Genomic DNA, 19,227 nt, shown 5'->3' with positions numbered 1-19,227 from the left:
CATCATCATGCGAGGGAGATCCCAACGGATCTCCCTCGCTGCGTTATGTGGCGCGTGCCACAGTCCCCCCTTCTGCCCGATGCCATAATCCTTGTTAATTGTGTGTCTTTGGCCGCAAATCCCGTGTTCAACTTTTTTGGCAAGGATGTGACCTATGAGCGATATCGCCCTGACCGTCAGCATGTTGGCGTTGGCGGCCGTCATTGGGCTGTGGATGGGGAACTGGAAGCTGTATGGCGTCGGGCTGGGCATCGGCGGCGTGCTGTTCGGCGGTATCCTGGTTGGCCACTTTGCCCAGAGCGGGCAAATCAGCCTGAACGGGGACATGCTGCACTTTATCCAGGAGTTTGGCCTGATCCTGTTCGTCTACACCATCGGCATCCAGGTCGGCCCCGGTTTCTTCTCTTCGCTGCGCGTCTCCGGTCTGCGGCTCAACGCCTTCGCGGTGCTGCTGGTGGTGACCGGCGGCATAGTGGCGGCGGCGGTACACAAGCTGTTCGACGTGCCGCTGCCGATCATCCTCGGCGTGTTCTCCGGCGCGGTCACCAACACCCCGGCGCTGGGCGCCGGTCAACAAATCCTGACCGATCTCGGTTCCGATCCGGCGCTGGTGGACGGCATGGGGATGGGCTACGCCATGGCCTATCCGTTCGGCATATGCGGCATCCTGCTGGTGATGTGGCTGATCCGGCTGTTTTTCCGCATCAACATCGAGCGTGAGGCGCAGGCGTTTGAAAGCCGTCTGGGCAATCAGCGCGAGCTGCTGCACGCCATCAACGTGGCGGTGCGCAACCCCAATCTGCAGGGCATGGCGATCAAAAGCGTGCCGCTGCTCAACGGTGAAGCGATCGTCTGTTCGCGCCTCAAGCGCGGGGAGCTGCTGATGGTGCCGGCGCCGCACGAGCGGCTGGAGCTTGGCGACTACCTGCACCTGGTGGGCAAACGCGAAGATCTGGAGAACGCCCGGTTGGTGATCGGCGAAGAGGTGGATGCCTCGCTGTCGACGCGCGGCACTGCGCTGCAGGTGGTGAGGGCGGTGGTGACCAACGAGCAGGTGCTGGGCAAGAAAATCCGCGATCTGAATCTGAAGCAAAAGTATGACGTGGTGATTTCACGCCTCAACCGCGCCGGCGTGGAGCTGGTGGCCGGCAGCAACGTGACGCTGCAGTTTGGCGACATTCTCAACCTGGTCGGCCGGCCGGAGGCCATCGACGCGGTGACGGCGATTGTCGGCAACGCCCAACAAAAACTGCAGCAGGTGCAGATGCTGCCGGTCTTTATCGGTATTGGTCTCGGGGTATTGCTCGGTTCCATTCCGCTGTTCGTGCCCGGCTTCCCGGCGGCATTGCGGCTGGGGCTGGCCGGCGGGCCGCTGGTGGCGGCGCTGATCCTGGGGCGCATCGGCAGCATCGGCAAGCTGTACTGGTTTATGCCGCCGAGCGCCAACCTGGCGCTGCGCGAACTGGGCATCGTGCTGTTTCTGGCGGTGGTCGGATTGAAGTCGGGCGGCAACTTCATCGATACGTTGCTGCACGGCGAGGGGCTGACGTGGGTCGGGTACGGCGCCTTGATCACCGCCATTCCGCTGCTGAGCGTCGGCATTCTGGCGCGCACGGTGGGCAAGATGAACTATCTGACGCTGTCCGGCATGCTGGCGGGATCGATGACCGATCCGCCGGCGCTGGCCTTCGCCAACGGTCTGCATCCCACCAGCGGCGCCGCCGCGCTGTCTTACGCCACCGTATATCCGTTGGCGATGTTCCTGCGCATCATGTCGCCGCAGCTGCTGGCGGTGCTGTTCTGGACGCTGTAATCCAAAAAAAGGGCGCCGTGGTGGCGCCCCGATGGGTTGAGCTCAGTTCGCTTCCTGATGCGCGCGTTCGATCTCTTCCGCCAGGATCGCCACGCCGCGCTCGATTTTCTCCGGATCGGGCACGTAGTTCATGCGCATGCACTGGTGAGTGTGCGGCCAGTCGTGCTCCAGCCCCGGGAAGAAGTAGTGGCCCGGCACCATCAGCACGCCGCGCTTTTTCAGGCGCTGATACAGCACTTCGGTGGTGATCGGCAGATCCTTGAACCACAGCCAGAGGAAGATAGCCCCTTCCGGTTTGTGGATCAGGCAGCGCTCCGGCGACAGGTAGCGGCGAATAATCTCGATGGTGTGCTCGACGCGCTGTTTGTAGAACGGGCGAATCACCTCGTTCGACAGTCGCAGCAGATCGCCGCGCGCGATCATTTCCGTCGCCATCGCCGGCCCCATGCTGCCCGGCGACAGGCTGATGATGCCGTTCATGTTGGTCAACGCGGTGATCACCTTCTCGTCGGCGATCACGATGCCGCAGCGCGAGCCCGGCAGGCCGAGTTTGGACAGGCTCATGCACAGAATGGTGTTCGGGTTCCACAGCGGCGTGGCGTCGCTGAAGATAATACCGGGGAACGGCACGCCGTAGGCGTTATCGATCACCAGCGGAATATCGCGTTGCTGCGCCAGCAGGTCGAGCTTCATCAGCTCTTCGTCGGTGATCACGTTGCCGGTCGGGTTGGTCGGCCGTGAAACGCAGATCATGCCGATGTCGTCGCTAAGGGTGAGGTGTTCGAAATCAACGTGATATTTGAACTGGCCGTCCGGCAGCAGCTCGATGTTCGGTTTGGCGGAGACGAACAGCCCTTCGTCCAGCCCGGCGTCGGCATAGCCGATATATTCCGGCGCCAATGGGAACAGCACGCGGCGGCGCGAACCGTCGGCGTAGCGGCCGGCGAACAGGTTGAACAAGTAGAAAAACGCGCTTTGGCTGCCGTTAGTCAGTGCAATATTCTGTGGCGAAATCTCCCAGCCAAGCTCGTCGCGCAGCAGATTGGCCAGCGCTTTCAGCAGCGCGTCCTTGCCTTGCGGGCCGTCGTAGTTGCACAACGCTTCGGTCAGTTTGCCCTGGTCGAGCATCTCCTGGCACAGCTGTTTGAAGTAGGCTTCCATCTCTGGGATCTGCGCCGGGTTGCCGCCGCCGAGCATGATGGCACCGGGGGTGCGCAGGCCTTCGTTCAGGTCGTCCATCAAACGGGTAATGCCCGCATAACGGGTAAATTTTTCGCCGAAAAGTGAGAAAGTCATAGGTGTAGCAGTACTGTTTCTTAGCAGGTAATCCCCCACCATACCGCCAGACAAATCCCGCTGCAATGCGGCCGACAAATCGACCAATGGGCAAAAGCTTCGCTCATTGGCCTATTGTTAGCATATTACGCTGGATTATTGTGACCGTTCGCCGGCCCATACCACCATCACCTTATCATCGCCGAGCCGACGGCTGAAAGCATAGTAGGCGGCGTGCGGCTGCGGGTTTTGCACGCCGCCGCCGATCGCCGGGTGGCGAGCGCGGAACTGCCCCAACCGTTGCCAGTGGGCCAGCAGCGGGGCTTTTTCCCCCTGCAGATCAGGCCAGTTCATGTCGGAGCGGGTGCCCTGCAGCGGATCGGAGCCGGTTGGGCCGAGCGGGCGGCCGCTTTCATCGCCGTAGTAAATCTGCACCGCGCCCGGCGCCAGCAACAGCAGGTTCGCCGCCCGCTGTTGGCGCACCTGCGAGCCTTTGGCGTCGCTGGCGAAGAACAGCCGGGTGTCGTGTGAAGAGAGGTAGCTCAGCACGTTGAAGTCCTGCAGCCGTTCGGCCATCTGCCGGTAGGTGGCGTCGATATCGGCGAAGCAGCCCAGCGCCTGCGACGCCTGGTCCTGGAAATCGAAGTTGATCATCGCGTCGAAACCGTTTTGGTAATAATCGCTTTTCATCACCCCGTGGCCCCAGGCCTCGCCGGTCATCCAAAACGGCGCATCATCCAGCGCCTGCTGCGGATGCTCCGCTTTCCACGCCGCCAATGCCGCCGTGGCGCGCTGTTTCAACAGCGCCAGCGTCGGTTTTTCCACGTGCTTGGCGGTGTCGACGCGGAAACCGTCGATGCCGTAATCGCGCACCCACTGGCTGAGCCAGACGGTCAGGTAATCGCGGGTGGCGGCGCCGGGCATGTCGCGCGCGGCGGTGTCGGGTTTGTGGCGATAGAACAGCGGCAGGCCGCTGGCGCCGGGCGCTTCGGTTTTGATGTCCGGCAGGAAGGCCAGCGACATCGTCAAATCGTCATAGCCCGGCGCGTCATAGTCGCCGATGTCGGTGCGGATCCAATTTTTCCCCCACCATGGGCGCCAGCCCGCCTTGTCGCTGAAGTTGATGTAGTCGTTGAAGCTGTGCCAGTTTTGCCCTGGCCCGGGGCGCCAGTCGCTCCAGTTTTTCCCCAGGGTTTTCTCCACCTCCGCGCCTTGCAGATACAGCGAGCCGAAGTGGAACGTCTGCATATCCGCCAGCGTGGCGTAGCCGACGTGGTTCACCACCACGTCGAACAGAATGCGAATGCCGCGGCGATGCGCCTGCTCGACCAGCGTGCGCAGCTCCTGTTCGGTGCCCATGTTGGCGTCGAGGCGCGTCCAGTCCAGCGCGTAATAGCCGTGATAGGCGTAATGCGGGAAATCGCCTTGGGTGCCGCCGCCGACCCAGCCGTGGATCTGCTCCAGCGGCGAGCTGATCCACAAGGCGTTGACGCCGAGCTGCTGCAGATAATCCAGCTTCTGCGTCAGGCCGGCCAGATCGCCGCCGTGAAAGGTGCCTATTTCCTGCAGGCCGTCGCTGCGGCGCCCGTAGCTGTGGTCATTGGCCGGATTGCCGTTCTCAAAGCGATCGGTCAGCACGAAGTAGACCGTGGCGTTATGCCAACTGAACGCCGCCGGTTTCGCCGTGACGGCGGATTCCAGCAGCAACAGGCCGCCGCTGGCGGCGGCGGGCTGCAGCGTGATTTTCCCCTGGCTCACCTGCGCCGTTTGACCGGAATAGAAATCGCGCAGCGTTTCGCCTTCGGCGAAGGTGGAGGCGACGTCGACCGTGACCGGCTTGCCGTCCCAGCGCGGGCAACTGCGCACGGCAACGGCGGCGTTTTCCGGCGCGCGGCTCAGGCTGAGCTGCAGCGTCGGCGTGCCGCTGCGCGTGTCGATGCGCACCTGATAGTCGCCTGCGCGGAACTGCCGCCAGCTGACCGGCGGATGGGCGCCGCAGGGCTGCAGTGACAGCGCCTGGTTAAGTTTTACCGCCTCGGCCGGCTGCCAGCAGTGGTTATCCTGATACAGGCGCAGCGGCAACTGGCCTTTGGGCAGCGCGGCCTGGCTGGCGAACAGCCCGGCGGCCGTTTCGTCGAAGGCCGGGAATCCCGGCAACGTCCAGCCGGCCAGCGCCGAAGGCGACAGCAGCATCAACAAGGGCAGGGGTAACAGTTTCATGGCTCTCCTTACGCGCGGTAGGAAGCGTTTTTTCCGCTGGGTAGCGTCAGTGTGGCAAACGGCGGAAAAATGGCCTCCTCCCTGAGAGGTTTTTTCGGGGAGGAGAGGAAGGGCGGAGCGTTTTCGGATTGATTCGGCTTGGCTTTGCGCGCGCGCTGCGGCAGATTAAACGATGAACATCAAAGGAGGTTAGCGATGACGGACAAAAACTGGCGAGAAGAGATCGTTCAGGCAATTCAGGATGCCGAATTGCAGCACTTCGCCGAAGAACATCAGCTGCAGGCGCTGTTCGCGCCGCCGCAGGAAGAGCAACACGGCCGGTTATCCGCAGACCACCGGCCGCGCTGAGTTATTTCCGCAACAGCTGCGGGTTGACGCAGTTTTCTTTCACCGTGCCGGTCAACGCGGCGATCAAATTATCCACCGCGCAGGCGGCCATGCCGTAGCGCGTTTCATGGGTGGCGGAACCGATGTGCGGCAACGCCACCACGTTCGGCATGCTGAGCAGCGGCGAATTGGCCGGCAGCGGCTCTTTCTCGAACACGTCCAACCCGGCGGCGTGGATCACGCCGTTTTGCAGCGCTTCGATCAGCGCCTGCTCATCCACCACCGGCCCGCGGCCGGCGTTGATCAGAATGCCGCTTTTCTTCATCTTCGCCAGCTGATCGCGGCCGATCATGTGGAAGGTTTGTTCGGTCAGCGGCAGCGTGATGCAAACGAAATCCGATTCGGCCAGCAGGGTATCCAGATCGCAGCGGCGCGCGTTGAAGCGCTGTTCCGCCTCTTCGTGCGTGCGGCGGGCGTTGTAGAGCACCGGCATGCCGAAGCCGAAGTGCGCGCGCTGCGCCAGCGCCAGGCCGATGCGCCCCATGCCGAGGATGCCGATGGTTTTGTGGTGCACGTCGACGCCGAACCAGTCCGGCCCGATGCTGCCGCGCCATTCGCCGGCCTTCACCCGCTCCGCCACTTCCACCACCCGGCGTGCGGTCGCCAGCACCAGGCTCATGATGGTGTCGGCGACGGTTTCGGTCAGCACCGTCGGGGTATGCATCAGCAGCACGTTATGGGCGTTGAGCGCCTCGACGTCGAAGTTGTCGTAGCCGACGGAAACGGTCGAGGCCGCGCGCAGTTTGGGCGCCTGCTGCAGGAAGGCTTCGTCAATTTTACCGCCGGAACCGATGATCCCTTCGGCCTGCTGCAGCGCCTGGCGCAGTTCGTCGCGGTTCTCCGGCTGCAGGCCGTTGAAGGCGTGCACGGTGAAGTGCTGTTCCAGACGTTCACGCAGATCGGCGGGCAGGCTTTTGTACAATACGATAGAAGGCTTCATCACGAACTCCAGCTGAGCCAAAGGGGGCATGGCGCCCCCCCGGTTGGGTTAACAGAGAAAAAGTATAACCGGATCAAGCCAATTGCGGCTGGATCTCGTTGCGGGCGGGCTTGACGATCAGCGTCAGCACCACCGCCACCACCAGTGCGATGGCCATAAACATGTAAGAGGCCGCCGGGCTGCCGGTGGCGCCATTCAGATAGCCGACGAACCACGAACCGAAGAACGAACCCAGCGCGCCCATGCTGTTGATCAGCGCCATGGCGCCGCCGGCGACGTTTTTCGGCAGCATTTCCGGAATGATGGCGAAGAACGGCCCATAAGGGGCATACATCGCAGCGCCGGCGACCACCAGCAGGCCGTAGGAGATCCAGAAGTGGTTGGCGCCGACGGCGTAAGATCCGAAGAACGCCAGCGCGCCGATCAGCAGCAGCGGCCAGACGAACAGCTTGCGGTTTTGCATTTTGTCCGACGCCCAGGAGACGACGACCATGGCGATGGTTGCCGCCAGGTAAGGCACCGCCGACAGCCAGCCGGCTTCCACCATGCCCATCTGCATGCCGCTGCGCAGGATGGAAGGCAGCCACAGCACGAAGCCATACACGCCGATGCTCCAGGCGAAGTACTGCACGCACAACAGGATCACGTTGCGTGAGCGGAAGGCTTCGCCGTAGTTGCGCACGGCCTTGATGCCTTTCTGCTCTTCGTCCAGCTGCTGTTGCAGCGCCTGTTTCTCATCGGCGCTCAACCAACCGGCCTGCGCCGGTCTGTCTTTCGCCAGCACCCACCAGCAGAACGCCCAGATAACCGCCGGAATGCCCTCGATGATAAACATTTCGCGCCAGCCGAAGGCGTGGATCAGGTAGCCTGACACCACCGACATCCACAGCACCGTCACCGGGTTACCGAGGATCAGGAAGGTATTGGCGCGTGACCGTTCCGATTTGGTGAACCAGTTGCTGATGTAGATCAGCATCGCCGGCATCACCGCCGCTTCCACCACGCCGAGAATAAAGCGGATGGCGGCCAGCATCGGGATATTGCTGACCACGCCGGTCAGCGAGGCGCAACCGCCCCACAGGATCAGGCACCAGAAGATCAATTTTTTGACGCTGCGGCGTTCGGCGTAGATGGCGCCGGGAATTTGGAAGAAGAAATAACCGAGGAAAAACAGCGCGCCCAACAGCGAGGCCATGCCCTTGGTGATGCCGAGATCTTCATTGATGCCGGCGGCGGAGGCGAAGCTGAAGTTGGCGCGATCGAGATAGGCCAGGCTGTAGGTGATAAACACGATGGGCATGATGTACCACCAGCGTTTGGCCGCGACAGTCGCTTTGTTCATGTTCAGTATCCTTCAGTGGTGTTGCATCCCCTTCGCATGGCACGCTGGGCGTGAAAGACGAAGGGGCAGATGCTCTCCCGACGCGTCCCGGTTGTAGGGCCAGAGGCTGACGTCATGCGGAGAAGTCGTTTTTTTTATTGTTATTCGGCCAGCGCCGCACGGGTCGGCAGGCCTTCGCTGTCGCCGATGGCCTGGATCGCCAGCGAGCCGATTTTGTTGCCGCGCTGCACCGCCTGTATCAGCGTTTTGCCTTCCAGCAGGGCGCTGAGGGTGCCGACGGCAAAGCCATCCCCGGCGCCGACGGTATCCACTACGTTGTCGACCTTGAGCGCGGCCACCGCCGCCTTATCGCCGGCGGCGGTTTTAAACCAGGCGCCGTCCGGGCCGGTTTTGATGATCACCGCCTGCACGCCGCGTTCCAGATAGAAATCGGCGATGCCTTCCGGCGTCGATTGGCCGGTGAGGATCTGCCCTTCTTTCAGCCCCGGCAGCACCCAGTCGGCGGCGAACGCCAGCTGGTTCAGCTGCTCGATCATCACCTCGCGGCTGGGCCACAGCACCGGGCGCAGATTGGGATCGAACGAAATGGTTTTGCCCATGGCGCGCATCTCGCGCGCCGCATGGTGGCACAGCGCCAGCGATTCGCTGGACAGCGCCGCCGCCACGCCGCTCAGGTGCAGGTGGCGCGCGGAACCGAAATACTCGCGGTTAAAATCGGCAATCGACAGGTGGCTGGCCGCCGAGCCCTTGCGGAAGTATTCCACGCTGGGATCGGTACCATCGGTGGTTTTGGATTTCACCTGAAAACCGGTGGGGTAGTGGCCGTCGACCGTCACCTGCCGGTAATTGATGCCTTCCTTTTTCAACTGCTGCAGGGTGAAGCGGCCGAACGAATCGTTGCCGACGCGGCTGACCCAGCCGACGTTCATGCCCAGACGCGCCAGGCCGATCGCCACGTTCAGTTCGGCGCCGGCGATGCGTTTGGTGAAGGTTTCCACCTCCGCCAAGTCGCCGGTCTGCGCCGCCACGAACATCGCCATGGCTTCACCCAGCGTGACCACATCCAGGGGCGCCTGCTGCGCCGTCGTTGCCGTTAACGTTGTCATCATGGGGTTACTCCGCACGCAAGATATTGACGTAATGGCGGGTGACGGCTTCCAGGTCATCGCCCTGCAACGGGAATTCGATACCGCGCGGCACATCGTGCGGCAGGCGGGCCAGCAGGTCGCGCCAGCTGCCGTCGGTATCGTCCAGCGCGATGGCGCGCCAGCCGCGCGGGCCTTGGGTGGCGGCTTTGACGTGCACGTAACCGACGTGGCGGGCCAGGCGTTCGGCGGCGGCGAAGGCGTCTTGCCCCACCCACAGCCAGTTGGCCATATCGAAGGTCATGCTGACCGGCAGGTGGCTATCTTCCGCGGCGTGGAAAAAGGCGTTCAGCATCGACAAAATGCCGCAGTCCGGCGTTTGGTCGTTCTCGACCACCAGCTTGACCGGGTGTTGCTCCAGCGCCACTTTCAGCTCGGTAAAATCGAAGCCGGGGCGGAAATGGCCGAGGGACAGCTTCAGCTGGCGCGCATTCAGCGTCTGCGCTTCCGCCAGCAGCGCCGGCAGGTTGGGGTTCAGCGTATGTTGCGGGGTGAACAGCGCCTCAGGGGCGGAGTAGACGGCGAACAGCTGCTGGCGATCGATCTCTTGCGCCAGCGCCGGCAGGCTGTCCAGCTCGCCGGCGGTGAACAGTTCGCGGCGGATCTCCACTCCGTCGGCGCCCGCGCCGGCGATGAGGGGCAACAGCGCGCGCTGGCCGCCGTGTTGTTTGACGGTATCGGTGCCGTAGGCGCCGGTGACCACGATGATTTCTGTTTTCATTTTGACTCCTGAGGCGGCATTGTCGCCGCCGCTGCTGTTACCGGTACGTTAAATGGAACCGGTTCCAGCGAAAAGCGGCAGAGTGTAAAAATATGATCGCAATCACGAAGCTGAGCAAAAAACAGCCGGCGAGGGCGGGGCGGTCAACGGCCCCGGAAAAGGCGGGTTAGCGGGTGGTGGAGCCTCGGACGATCAGCTCGCCGGAGAACATCTGCTCGCCGCTGGGGGCGGCCAGGCCCTGAATGCGTTGCACCAGCCGCTCCAGCGCCGCGTGCCCCATTTGGTAGGTGGGCTGTTTCAGCGTGGTGATGCCGACGCCCGCCAGTTCCGCCCACTCCAGCTCGTCGAAGCCCAGCAGGCCGATGTCGTTGCCCCACTGGATGCCGAGCCGACGCATGGCGCGCGCCACCTGCAGCGTCAGGGCGCCGTTGGCGGAGATCACCGCCTTGCGCATGCCGCGGTGGCGGCCGCTGAAATCGCTCAGCACCTGCTCCAGTTTCTGCCGATCGTTGAGCGGCGTTTCGGCCTGCTCCGCCAACAGTGCGGGGTGCTGCGCCATGGTATGCCTGAAGGCGTGCAGGCGTTCCAGGCGGGTATTGACCGTACCGAGCGGCTCGCTGAGGAACAGGATCGCTTCGAAACCTTGTTGCAACAGGTGTTCGGTGGCGACGGTGGCGGCTTCGCGGTTGTTCAGGCCCACCACATCGCAGGCGAAGTCGGGGATTTTGCGGTCGATCAGCACCATCGGCAGCATCGACTGTTGCAGCGTGGATAACGCTTCCTCGCGCATGCCGACCGCGTTGACCACAATGCCTTCCACCCGGTAACTGCTGAGCAGCTGCAGGTAGTGCTGTTCCTGATTGACTTCGTTGTTGGTGTTACACACCAGCAGGGTAAAACCGTGTTGACGGCAGGCGGCCTCGATGCCGCGCATCACGTCCACTGAATAGGGGTTGGTGATATCGGCTAGGATCAGGCCGATCAGGCGGGTCTGGCCGCCCTTCAGGCTGCGTGCCATCTGGCTTGGCCGGTAGTCGAGCTGCTGGATAGCCTGTTCGATGCGTTGTTTGAGATCGTCGGAAAGCAGGTGCTGTTCACCATTCAGATAGCGCGACACGCTGGTCTTGCCGGTTTTGGCGATGCTGGCCACATCGCTGATGGTGGCGCGTCCTGAGGCGCGCGTTGCCTTGCCTGTGCTCACAGCCGATCCCTCCTGCGGTTAATTGCCAAGGAGACTACCATACCCGATGTGCGAGCGGGAATATTGAAGGATAAGGAGAAAGTCGGGAGGAAGCGGCGGGGCGCAGGTGGCGCCCCGCACGGGATTACTGCAGCGGGCTGAGGGTGATCTCGACGCGGCGGTTTTGCGCCTTGCCTTCCGCGGTGCTGTTGGAGGCGATCGGGTTGTCCGGGCCGGCGCCGGTGGTGCGGATACGGTTCGCCGCCACGCCCTGGGTGATCAGCGCGCTGGCTACGCCGTCGGCGCGCTGCTGCGACAGGTTCATGTTGAGCGAGCGGGAACCGGTGCTGTCGGTGTAGCCGACCACGTTGACCGCGGTTTTCGGATACTCTTTCAGCACCATGGCGACGCCGGTCAGGGTGTTGGCGCCCGCCGGTTTCAGCGTGGCGCTGCTGCTGTCGAAGGTCACGTTGTTCGGCATGTTCAGCACGATGTTGTCGCCCTGACGGGTGACGCTGACGCCGGTGCCTTTCATCTTGTCGCGCAGCTTGGCTTCCTGCACGTCCATGTAATAGCCTGCGCCGCCGCCGAGGGCTGCGCCGGCCGCTGCGCCGATCAGCGCGCCCTTGCCGCGATCTTTCTTGGAAGAGGACAGCACGCCGACGCCGGCGCCCAGTGCGGCGCCGAGGCCCGCGCCGATGCCGGATTTGCCGACTTCGGATTCACCGGTGTAAGGGTTGGTGGTACAGGCTGACAGCGTGAGCGCGACGCTCACTGCGCCGGCAATAATTGCAATGCGTTTTTTCATGTTCTTGTCCTTAATGGCATCAATTCTGTACGCGCCGGCCCAACACGGGGGCGCAAAAAGTAGGCGACGCAGGTGGGGCCCGCATCACCGCGCTACTATGACGCGTTGGCTCGCCGGCAGTTCCGGAGAAAAACGTGACAAATGATGAGCGCGGGTAAGTGCTGGGGGAGTTATGCGACAAAACGCCGGGCGGCGCCATGCAGCGGATTCCTAATTGCGCGCCGCCAGGGCGCGAATGCGCCTTTTTTAACCGTAACCGGTTGAATTCTCGATTGCCGGCCAGTTCATGATCAGCGTATAGGCCTGGGTTTCGTCGTTAAACAGGCGTTGCGTTACCTGAAAACCGTGCTTGTGGTAAAACGCGCAGGCGCGCAGGTTTTGCTGATACACCTCCAGGCTGAGCCGACGGTAGCGCTGCTGTACGTGCGTCATCAACGCCTGGGCGACGCCGCGGCCGTGAAACGCCCGATCGACAAACAGCGCGCCGATGAACTGCTCGTCCAGCACGCTGATAAAGCCGACGATTTCGTCGTCATGCCAGCAGGCCCAGCTTTGCGCGCGCGGCAGGTAGTTTTCCCGCACCAACGCGGCGCTCTCACGCCAGTATTTTTCCGCCACGAACGGATGGGCGGCGATGGTGCTGGGCAGCCACAGCGCCATCAGCCGTTCGATATCCTCCGGGCCACAGGGGCGGATCACCGTGGCTTTGGGTAACACATGCACCCCGTGAGATGATCGTTCACCAGCCCGCTGGCCTGCATGAAGGCGTAACAGATGGTGGAGCCGATAAACTTGAAGCCGCGCTTTTTCAGCGCCTTGGACATGGCGTCGGACTGCTCGGTTTTGGCCGGCACCTGGTTCAGCGCTTGCCAGCGGTTAAGCTGCGGCCGGCCGCCGACGAAGTCCCAAATGAAGGTAACGAAATTCTCCCCGGCCGCCTCCATCGCCAGATAGGCCTTGGCGTTGGTGATGATGGCTTCTATCTTGCCGCGGTGGCGGATGATGCCGCTGTCCTGCAGCAGGTTTTCCACGTCTTGTTCGGTCATGGCGGCGACACGCCGCGGATCGAAATCGTGGAAAGCGCGGCGGTAGTTCTCGCGCTTTTTCAGGACGGTGATCCAGGAAAGGCCGGCTTGCTGCCCCTCGAGGCACAACATTTCAAACAGCTCGCGCGCGTCGGTGGTGGGCGCGCCCCATTCCTTGTCGTGATACTCGAGATACAACGGATCGGCCGTCACCCAACCGCAACGTTCGTCTGCCATCCTGAATGTCCTTATGCTGTGTTTATGAACAGTAATCATCGCTCGAAGCGCCGAACTTGGCAAGCCTCTGATTGTTTTGTCATCGGCCCGCTTGACGTGACGAAAAAGCCGACAATAGTTACTACATGGCCGGTGGAAAACTGACCAACGATAAAAACGACATGGCCTTCATTTGCAGGCTCTCAGGAGTCGATCCATGCCTCTAAAAATAACGTGCATGCCCCGCCCGGCGGCGCTTGCAGTGGCGTTACTTTGCAGTGTGACCCTTCCGGCTCAGGCGTACGATCAACTCTACGTCTTTGGCGACAGCCTGAGCGATACCGGCAACAACGGCCGGTTCACCTATGACGGCAGCCAGCACCTGCTGTACGACGAAGCATTGGCGCAACGCATCGGGGCGGCGCTGGTGGCTTCGGACAACGGCGGTGAGAACTACGCCGCCGGCGGCGCGGTGGCGGTGCCGGGCCTGAACCCGGCCGACAACACCCAGGAGCAGGTGCAGCGTTACCTGAACCGGGTCAATGGCCAGGCCGACGGCGACGGTTTGTATATTCATTGGATCGGCGGCAACGACCTGGCGGCGGCAGCGCTGAATGCCGCTACCGCGCCCGGCGTGGCCTATAACAGCGCCGCGGCGGCGGCGGCGCAAGTGCATTCGCTGCTGAACGCCGGCGCCGGCACGGTGATCGTGCCGACGGTGCCGAACATCGGCTCCACGCCGCAGCTGATGGAATTGATCATTCAACAGGCGCTGTCACCGGTGCAGGGGGCGGCGATCCAGGCGGCCTATGCCACGCTTAGTTCGGTGGCGACGCCGGACAACGCTTCACGCACGCAGGCGATCCACGCGGCGTTGACCGCTGCGGCGAAGCAGGGCAGCGCCATTCCTCAGGTGCAGCAGGCGATCGCCGCGCAGCTTATCGCGGCGTATGACGGCCTGAGCGCGCAGGCCGCTCAACTGACCGATTTCTATAATCAAAGCGAAGACCGTTTGCTGGCGCAGGGGAGCGGCAATATCGTGCGGGTGGACGTCAACAAGCTGTTCGCCGAAGCGATCGCCAATCCGGCGCAGTTCGGCTTCGCCAACACCGCCGGCATGGCTTGCCCGCCGGGCGTTTCCTCGGCGGTCTGCCGTTCCGACATGCCCGGCTTCGACGCCGGCCAGTCCTATCTGTTCTCCGACCATTTCCACCCCAGCCCACAGGCGCACCTGCTGATTGCGGATTATATCCAGGCGGTATTGGATGGTCCGGCGCAGGTGGTGGCGCTGAATCAGGCGACGGCGGCGATGGCGCGCGACAGCCGCGCCACGCTCGACAGCCGCTTCCAGCAGCTGCGCAACGGCGACAACCCGCAGGGTTCGCTGGGGGTGTTCGGCGGTTACGCCGGCCAGCACTACGACTATGCCGATAACCGGGCCGCGGGGGACGGCAACGCCACCACCCACAACCTGACCGTCGGCGTGGACTATCAGCTGACCGACAGCTGGTTGATCGGCGCGTTGATCGCCGGTTCCAACGACGATCAGCATCCTTCCAGCCGCTTTGATTACAAGGCGCGCGGGCTGCTGCTGTCGGCTTTCAGTTCACTGGCGATCTTCGAGCACGGCTGGGTCAACGCCGATCTGCACTATGCGACGATGGATTATGACGACATCCGCCGCAGCATGCGGCTGGGGCCGCTGACGCGCACCGAAACCGGTTCGACCACCGGCAGGCAGTGGGGCGCGCGCGTGACCGCCGGCTATGACTTCCCGATCGCCTCTTACCTGACTACCGGGCCGGTGGCGCAGTTCGCCTGGGACTACAGCCGCGTTTCCGGCTACAGCGAAGACAGCGATGACAGCACCGCCATGCGCTTCAACGATCAAACCTACCACTCGCAGATCGGTGCGTTGGGTTGGCGGCTGGATACGCAATTCGGCGTGTTTAACCCTTATGCGGAGGTGAGTTATCAGCACCAGTTCGGTGACGACGTCTACCGCGCCGGCGGCGGCCTGAAATCGACGCAAACCTCGTTCACCCGCGACAGTGCGGGCCAGGACAAAAATTGGGTGGATGTCACGTTGGGGGCCAACATGCCGTTGACGGACCGGGTATCGGCCTTCGCCACCGTCTCGCAAACCGGCGGGCTGAGCAGCGGCGAGCAGTTTATGTATAACGTCGGCGTCAGCGCACGTTTTTGAATTGGCCATCGGCGCGCTCAAGATAAGCCATAAGGTTTGATAAGGGATTTATGCGGAAGGCGGCCTGGGGAAATTATGCGGGCCGCAATGAGGTTGGCGGAAAGACAAAAAAAAACTGATCCTATGAAAGGATCAGGTAGCCACTTGGCCAACACCAGGGAAAATTTTATTTATTATTGTATAACCAAAGATTAACTGTCAATTTGTTTCTGTGGCCCGTTAGCGCCGTATTTCATCCCTGGCCGTTCCTCCCATGCCATGCGCGTCGGCACGCCGCGCGATATCACCTTATTTTTCACGATAATAAGAAATAATCCGGCACTTGATCACATTATCTCTCGATGAGGGGAGTTTTTTAGTTGATAAAATTAACAAAAATAACATCGGCGCAACTTTATCTCGTGGGAAATATAAGGATATGCGCACGTAAATCAGCATAAATTTAATCGGTGAAGGGGGAAATAGCGTTCAGCCAATTGATTATTTAAACGGCGGTGAGTGATGTTTTTGTTAAATGTTTCTAATGTGTGTGCCGGGTGTGTTTTTCTGGACGGCGAGGGGACCGGCAGACGCGTTGTTTTTCCCTCAGTGCCCGATGCGTGAAAATCCAGCGTTTCTCACCCCGATTCGCACTTGTTGCCGGATTCTGGCTGTATATCTTACGGTCAAAGGGTATACTGGCGCATTCCATCTAAATCCACTTGTATCGCGTGCGAATTCAACATGCAAAAGTTTGATACCAAGACCTTCCAGGGCCTGATCCTGACACTGCAGGATTATTGGGCGCGCCAGGGCTGCACCATCGTTCAACCATTGGACATGGAAGTCGGCGCGGGAACCTCACACCCGATGACGTGCCTGCGCGCACTGGGGCCGGAGCCGATGGCCGCCGCCTATGTGCAGCCATCTCGCCGCCCGACCGACGGCCGCTACGGTGAAAACCCGAACCGTCTGCAGCACTACTACCAGTTCCAGGTGGTGATTAAGCCATCGCCGGACAACATTCAGGAACTCTACCTGGGCTCGTTGAAAGAGCTGGGTCTGGATCCGACCATCCACGACATTCGCTTCGTGGAAGACAACTGGGAAAACCCGACGCTCGGCGCCTGGGGCCTGGGTTGGGAAGTGTGGCTGAACGGCATGGAAGTGACGCAGTTCACTTACTTCCAGCAGGTCGGCGGCCTGGAGTGCAAGCCGGTGACCGGCGAGATCACCTACGGTCTGGAGCGTCTGGCGATGTACATCCAGGGCGTGGACAGCGTGTACGATCTGGTGTGGAGCAACGGCCCGCTGGGCGTCACCACCTACGGCGACGTGTTCCATCAGAATGAAGTGGAGCAGTCCACCTACAACTTCGAATACGCCGACGTCGACTTCCTGTTCTCCTGCTTCGAGCAGTACGAGAAAGAAGCCCAATCGCTGCTGGCGCTGGAAAAACCGCTGCCGCTGCCGGCCTACGAACGCATCCTGAAGGCGGGCCATACCTTCAACCTGCTGGACGCGCGCAAGGCGATTTCGGTAACCGAGCGTCAACGCTACATTCTGCGCATCCGCACGCTGACCAAAGCCGTTGCCGAAGCCTACTACGCTTCCCGCGAAGCGCTGGGCTTCCCGATGTGCAACAAGAAGAACGAGAACTAAGAGGCAGCCATGACTCAACAGACTTTCCTGGTGGAAATCGGCACGGAAGAGTTGCCGCCGAAGGCTCTTCGTTCCCTGGCGGAATCTTTCGCCGCCAACTTCACCGCCGAACTGGACAACGCCGGCCTGGAACACGGTGAAGTGAACTGGTTCGCCGCACCGCGCCGCCTGGCGCTGAAAGTGGCCAACCTGAGCGCGGCGCAGGCCGATCGCGAAATTGAAAAACGCGGCCCGGCGATCGCCCAGGCGTTCGACGCCGAAGGCAAACCGAGCAAAGCGGCCGAAGGCTGGGCGCGCGGCTGCGGCATCACCGTCGATCAGGCTGAACGCCTGGTGACCGACAAGGGCGAGTGGTTGATGTACCGCGCCCACGTCAAAGGCCAGTCGGCGCAACAACTGCTGGCCGGCATGGTCAGCACCGCGCTGGCTAAACTGCCGATCCCGAAACTGATGCGTTGGGGCGACTCTGACGTGCAGTTCGTGCGTCCGGTGCACACCGTTACGATGCTGCTGGGCGCCGATCTGATCCCGGGCACCGTGCTGGGCATCGACTCTGCGCGCACCGTGCGCGGCCACCGCTTCATGGGCGAAGCCGAGTTCACCCTCGATAACGCCGACCAATACCCGCAGATCCTGCTGGAGCGCGGCAAAGTGGTCGCCGACTACGAAGCGCGTAAAGCCCTCATCAAACGCGACGCCGAACTGGCGGCGCAGAAGATTGGCGGCAAGGCCGATCTGAGCGACAGCCTGTTGGAAGAAGTGGCCTCGCTGGTGGAATGGCCAGTGGTGCTGACCGCCAAATTCGAAGAAAAATTCCTGGCGGTGCCGGCGGAAGCGCTGGTGTACACCATGAAGGGCGACCAGAAGTATTTCCCGGTGTACGACGCCGCGGGCAAACTGCTGCCGAACTTTATCTTTGTGGCCAACATCGAGTCGAAAGACCCGCAGCAGATCATTTCCGGCAACGAGAAGGTGGTGCGTCCGCGCCTGGCCGATGCCGAGTTCTTCTTCAACACCGATCGCAAGAAACGCCTGGAAGACAATCTGCCGCGCCTGGAAACCGTGCTGTTCCAACAGCAGCTGGGCACCCTGCGCGACAAGACCGATCGCATTCAGGCGCTGGCGGGCTGGGTTGCCGGCCAGATCGGTGCCGACGTCAACCACGCCACCCGCGCGGGCCTGCTGTCGAAGTGCGACCTGATGACCAACATGGTGTTCGAATTCACCGACACCCAGGGCGTGATGGGCATGCATTACGCGCGCCACGACGGTGAGGCGGAAGACGTCGCCGTTGCGCTGAACGAGCAGTATCAGCCGCGCTACGCCGGTGATGCGCTGCCGCAGTCGCTGGTGGCCTGCTCGCTGGCGATCGCCGACAAGATGGATACCCTGGCCGGCATTTTCGGCATCGGGCAGCATCCGAAAGGCGATAAAGACCCGTTCGCGCTGCGCCGCGCCGCGCTGGGCGTGTTGCGCATCATCGTCGAGAAAAACCTGCCGCTGGATCTGCAGACCCTGACCGAAGAGGCCGTGCGCCTGTACGGCAGCAAGCTGACCAACGCCAAGGTGGTCGACGAGGTGGTGGAATTCATGCTGGGCCGCTTCCGCGCCTGGTATCAGGAAGAAGGCCACGCCGTCGATACCATTCAGGCGGTGCTGGCGCGCCGTCCGACCAAACCGGCCGACTTCGACGCGCGCGTCAAGGCGGTATCCCACTTCCGCACGCTGGACGAGGCGGCGGCATTGGCTGCGGCCAACAAACGCGTCTCCAACATTCTGGCCAAGTCTACCGAAACGCTGAACGACAGCGTGCGCGCCTCGGTGCTGAAGGATGCGGCGGAGATCCAGCTGGCGACTCACCTGGTGGTGCTGCGCGACAAGTTGCAGCCGTACTTCGCGGCGGGCAACTACCAGGAAGCACTGGTGGAACTGGCCGCGCTGCGTGAGCCGGTGGATGCGTTCTTCGACAACGTGATGGTGATGGCGGACGATGCGGAAGTGCGCGTTAACCGTCTGACGCTGCTGAGCAAATTGCGTGAGCTGTTCCTGCAGGTGGCGGATATCTCCGTGCTGCAGTAAGCGGTTCTTTGCTGTGAAAAGGCGCCTGCGGGCGCCTTTTTTATTTCCGAAGCTGGGCTGTGAAGGTAAGCTCGCCCGGCGGCTTGGGGTGACTGACTTGGGAGAATTGCAGCCTCCGCTCGCCGACGGCAATGAACCTCAGTGCGTTTTGCGCACGATGTTCAACCGCCACCGGCCGAGACAATGTTCACCGCAAACGGAATCGCGTATCGGAACGCCGCCAGTTGAT

At 62.0% G+C, this 19,227-nt stretch carries 15 protein-coding genes; 5 read left to right on the top strand and 10 right to left on the bottom strand.

The features are described 5' to 3' along the window. Window positions 1-154: 154 nt before the first annotated feature. Window positions 155-1,813 carry a putative transporter gene (locus CRO23_RS23595; RefSeq protein WP_016929592.1) on the top strand — a complete coding sequence of 553 codons (1,659 nt, stop codon included), beginning with the start codon at window positions 155-157 and terminating at the stop codon, window positions 1,811-1,813. A 42-nt stretch (window positions 1,814-1,855) separates the two neighbouring features. Here the strand turns inward: CRO23_RS23595 and CRO23_RS23590 are convergent, their stop codons facing one another. Both CRO23_RS23590 and CRO23_RS23585 read right to left on the bottom strand, forming a co-directional pair. Further along, the gene (locus CRO23_RS23590) at window positions 1,856-3,109 is read right to left on the bottom strand and encodes a valine--pyruvate transaminase (protein ID WP_097103039.1); all 1,254 of its coding nucleotides are present in this window, start codon (window positions 3,107-3,109) and stop codon (window positions 1,856-1,858) included. 135 nt (window positions 3,110-3,244) lie between these two features. Then, window positions 3,245-5,308 carry an alpha-amylase gene (locus CRO23_RS23585; RefSeq protein ID WP_097103037.1) on the bottom strand — a complete coding sequence of 688 codons (2,064 nt, stop codon included), beginning with the start codon at window positions 5,306-5,308 and terminating at the stop codon, window positions 3,245-3,247. 195 nt (window positions 5,309-5,503) lie between these two features. On the opposite strand from CRO23_RS23585, the gene CRO23_RS25145 reads away from it, so the two are divergent. After that, complete coding sequence (locus CRO23_RS25145) at window positions 5,504-5,656, top strand: hypothetical protein (protein WP_016929589.1); 153 nt, start codon at window positions 5,504-5,506, stop codon at window positions 5,654-5,656. A gap of 1 nt (window position 5,657) precedes the next feature. On the opposite strand, the gene ghrB is transcribed toward CRO23_RS25145, so the two are convergent. The 8 genes from ghrB to CRO23_RS23545 form a co-directional block, all read right to left on the bottom strand. Continuing rightward, window positions 5,658-6,635: a glyoxylate/hydroxypyruvate reductase GhrB gene (gene ghrB / locus CRO23_RS23580; RefSeq protein WP_016929588.1), complete on the bottom strand. Its 978-nt coding sequence runs from the start codon at window positions 6,633-6,635 to the stop codon at window positions 5,658-5,660. 73 nt (window positions 6,636-6,708) lie between these two features. Further along, window positions 6,709-7,977, bottom strand: coding sequence for an MFS transporter (locus CRO23_RS23575; protein ID WP_097103035.1), 1,269 nt, complete (start codon window positions 7,975-7,977; stop codon window positions 6,709-6,711). A gap of 140 nt (window positions 7,978-8,117) precedes the next feature. After that, window positions 8,118-9,083: a sugar kinase gene (locus CRO23_RS23570; RefSeq protein ID WP_097103154.1), complete on the bottom strand. Its 966-nt coding sequence runs from the start codon at window positions 9,081-9,083 to the stop codon at window positions 8,118-8,120. A 7-nt stretch (window positions 9,084-9,090) separates the two neighbouring features. Then, a complete protein-coding gene (locus CRO23_RS23565; RefSeq protein WP_016929585.1) occupies window positions 9,091-9,843 on the bottom strand; it encodes a sugar phosphate isomerase/epimerase family protein in 753 nt (250 codons plus the stop codon). Between the two features lie 166 nt (window positions 9,844-10,009). Next, window positions 10,010-11,044: a LacI family DNA-binding transcriptional regulator gene (locus CRO23_RS23560; RefSeq protein WP_016929584.1), complete on the bottom strand. Its 1,035-nt coding sequence runs from the start codon at window positions 11,042-11,044 to the stop codon at window positions 10,010-10,012. A 124-nt stretch (window positions 11,045-11,168) separates the two neighbouring features. Beyond that, a complete protein-coding gene (locus tag CRO23_RS23555) occupies window positions 11,169-11,831 on the bottom strand; it encodes an OmpA family lipoprotein (RefSeq protein WP_016929583.1) in 663 nt (220 codons plus the stop codon). 246 nt (window positions 11,832-12,077) lie between these two features. Then, window positions 12,078-12,530 (bottom strand): N-acetyltransferase, encoded by a 453-nt coding sequence (locus CRO23_RS23550; protein ID WP_028128062.1) that lies wholly within the window; start codon window positions 12,528-12,530, stop codon window positions 12,078-12,080. Then, on the bottom strand, window positions 12,527-13,093 hold the full coding sequence (locus CRO23_RS23545) for a DNA-3-methyladenine glycosylase I (RefSeq protein WP_016929581.1): 567 nt from the start codon (window positions 13,091-13,093) through the stop codon (window positions 12,527-12,529). Before CRO23_RS23545 ends, CRO23_RS23550 begins: the two co-directional genes overlap by 4 nt. A gap of 196 nt (window positions 13,094-13,289) precedes the next feature. Between CRO23_RS23545 and CRO23_RS23540 the strand changes: the two genes are divergently transcribed. From CRO23_RS23540 to glyS, 3 genes are all read left to right on the top strand, one after another. Further along, window positions 13,290-15,278 (top strand): autotransporter domain-containing esterase, encoded by a 1,989-nt coding sequence (locus CRO23_RS23540; protein WP_028128061.1) that lies wholly within the window; start codon window positions 13,290-13,292, stop codon window positions 15,276-15,278. Between the two features lie 723 nt (window positions 15,279-16,001). Continuing rightward, the gene (gene glyQ, locus CRO23_RS23535; protein ID WP_004933966.1) at window positions 16,002-16,919 is read left to right on the top strand and encodes a glycine--tRNA ligase subunit alpha; all 918 of its coding nucleotides are present in this window, start codon (window positions 16,002-16,004) and stop codon (window positions 16,917-16,919) included. Between the two features lie 9 nt (window positions 16,920-16,928). After that, the gene (gene glyS, locus CRO23_RS23530; protein WP_016929579.1) at window positions 16,929-18,998 is read left to right on the top strand and encodes a glycine--tRNA ligase subunit beta; all 2,070 of its coding nucleotides are present in this window, start codon (window positions 16,929-16,931) and stop codon (window positions 18,996-18,998) included. Window positions 18,999-19,227 lie beyond the last annotated feature (229 nt).

Origin of the sequence: Serratia sp. JKS296 (genome assembly GCF_900215445.1) — a bacterium.
In the GTDB taxonomy this organism is placed as follows: domain Bacteria; phylum Pseudomonadota; class Gammaproteobacteria; order Enterobacterales; family Enterobacteriaceae; genus Serratia; species Serratia marcescens.
This window is presented reverse-complemented; position numbering and strand designations above follow the sequence as displayed.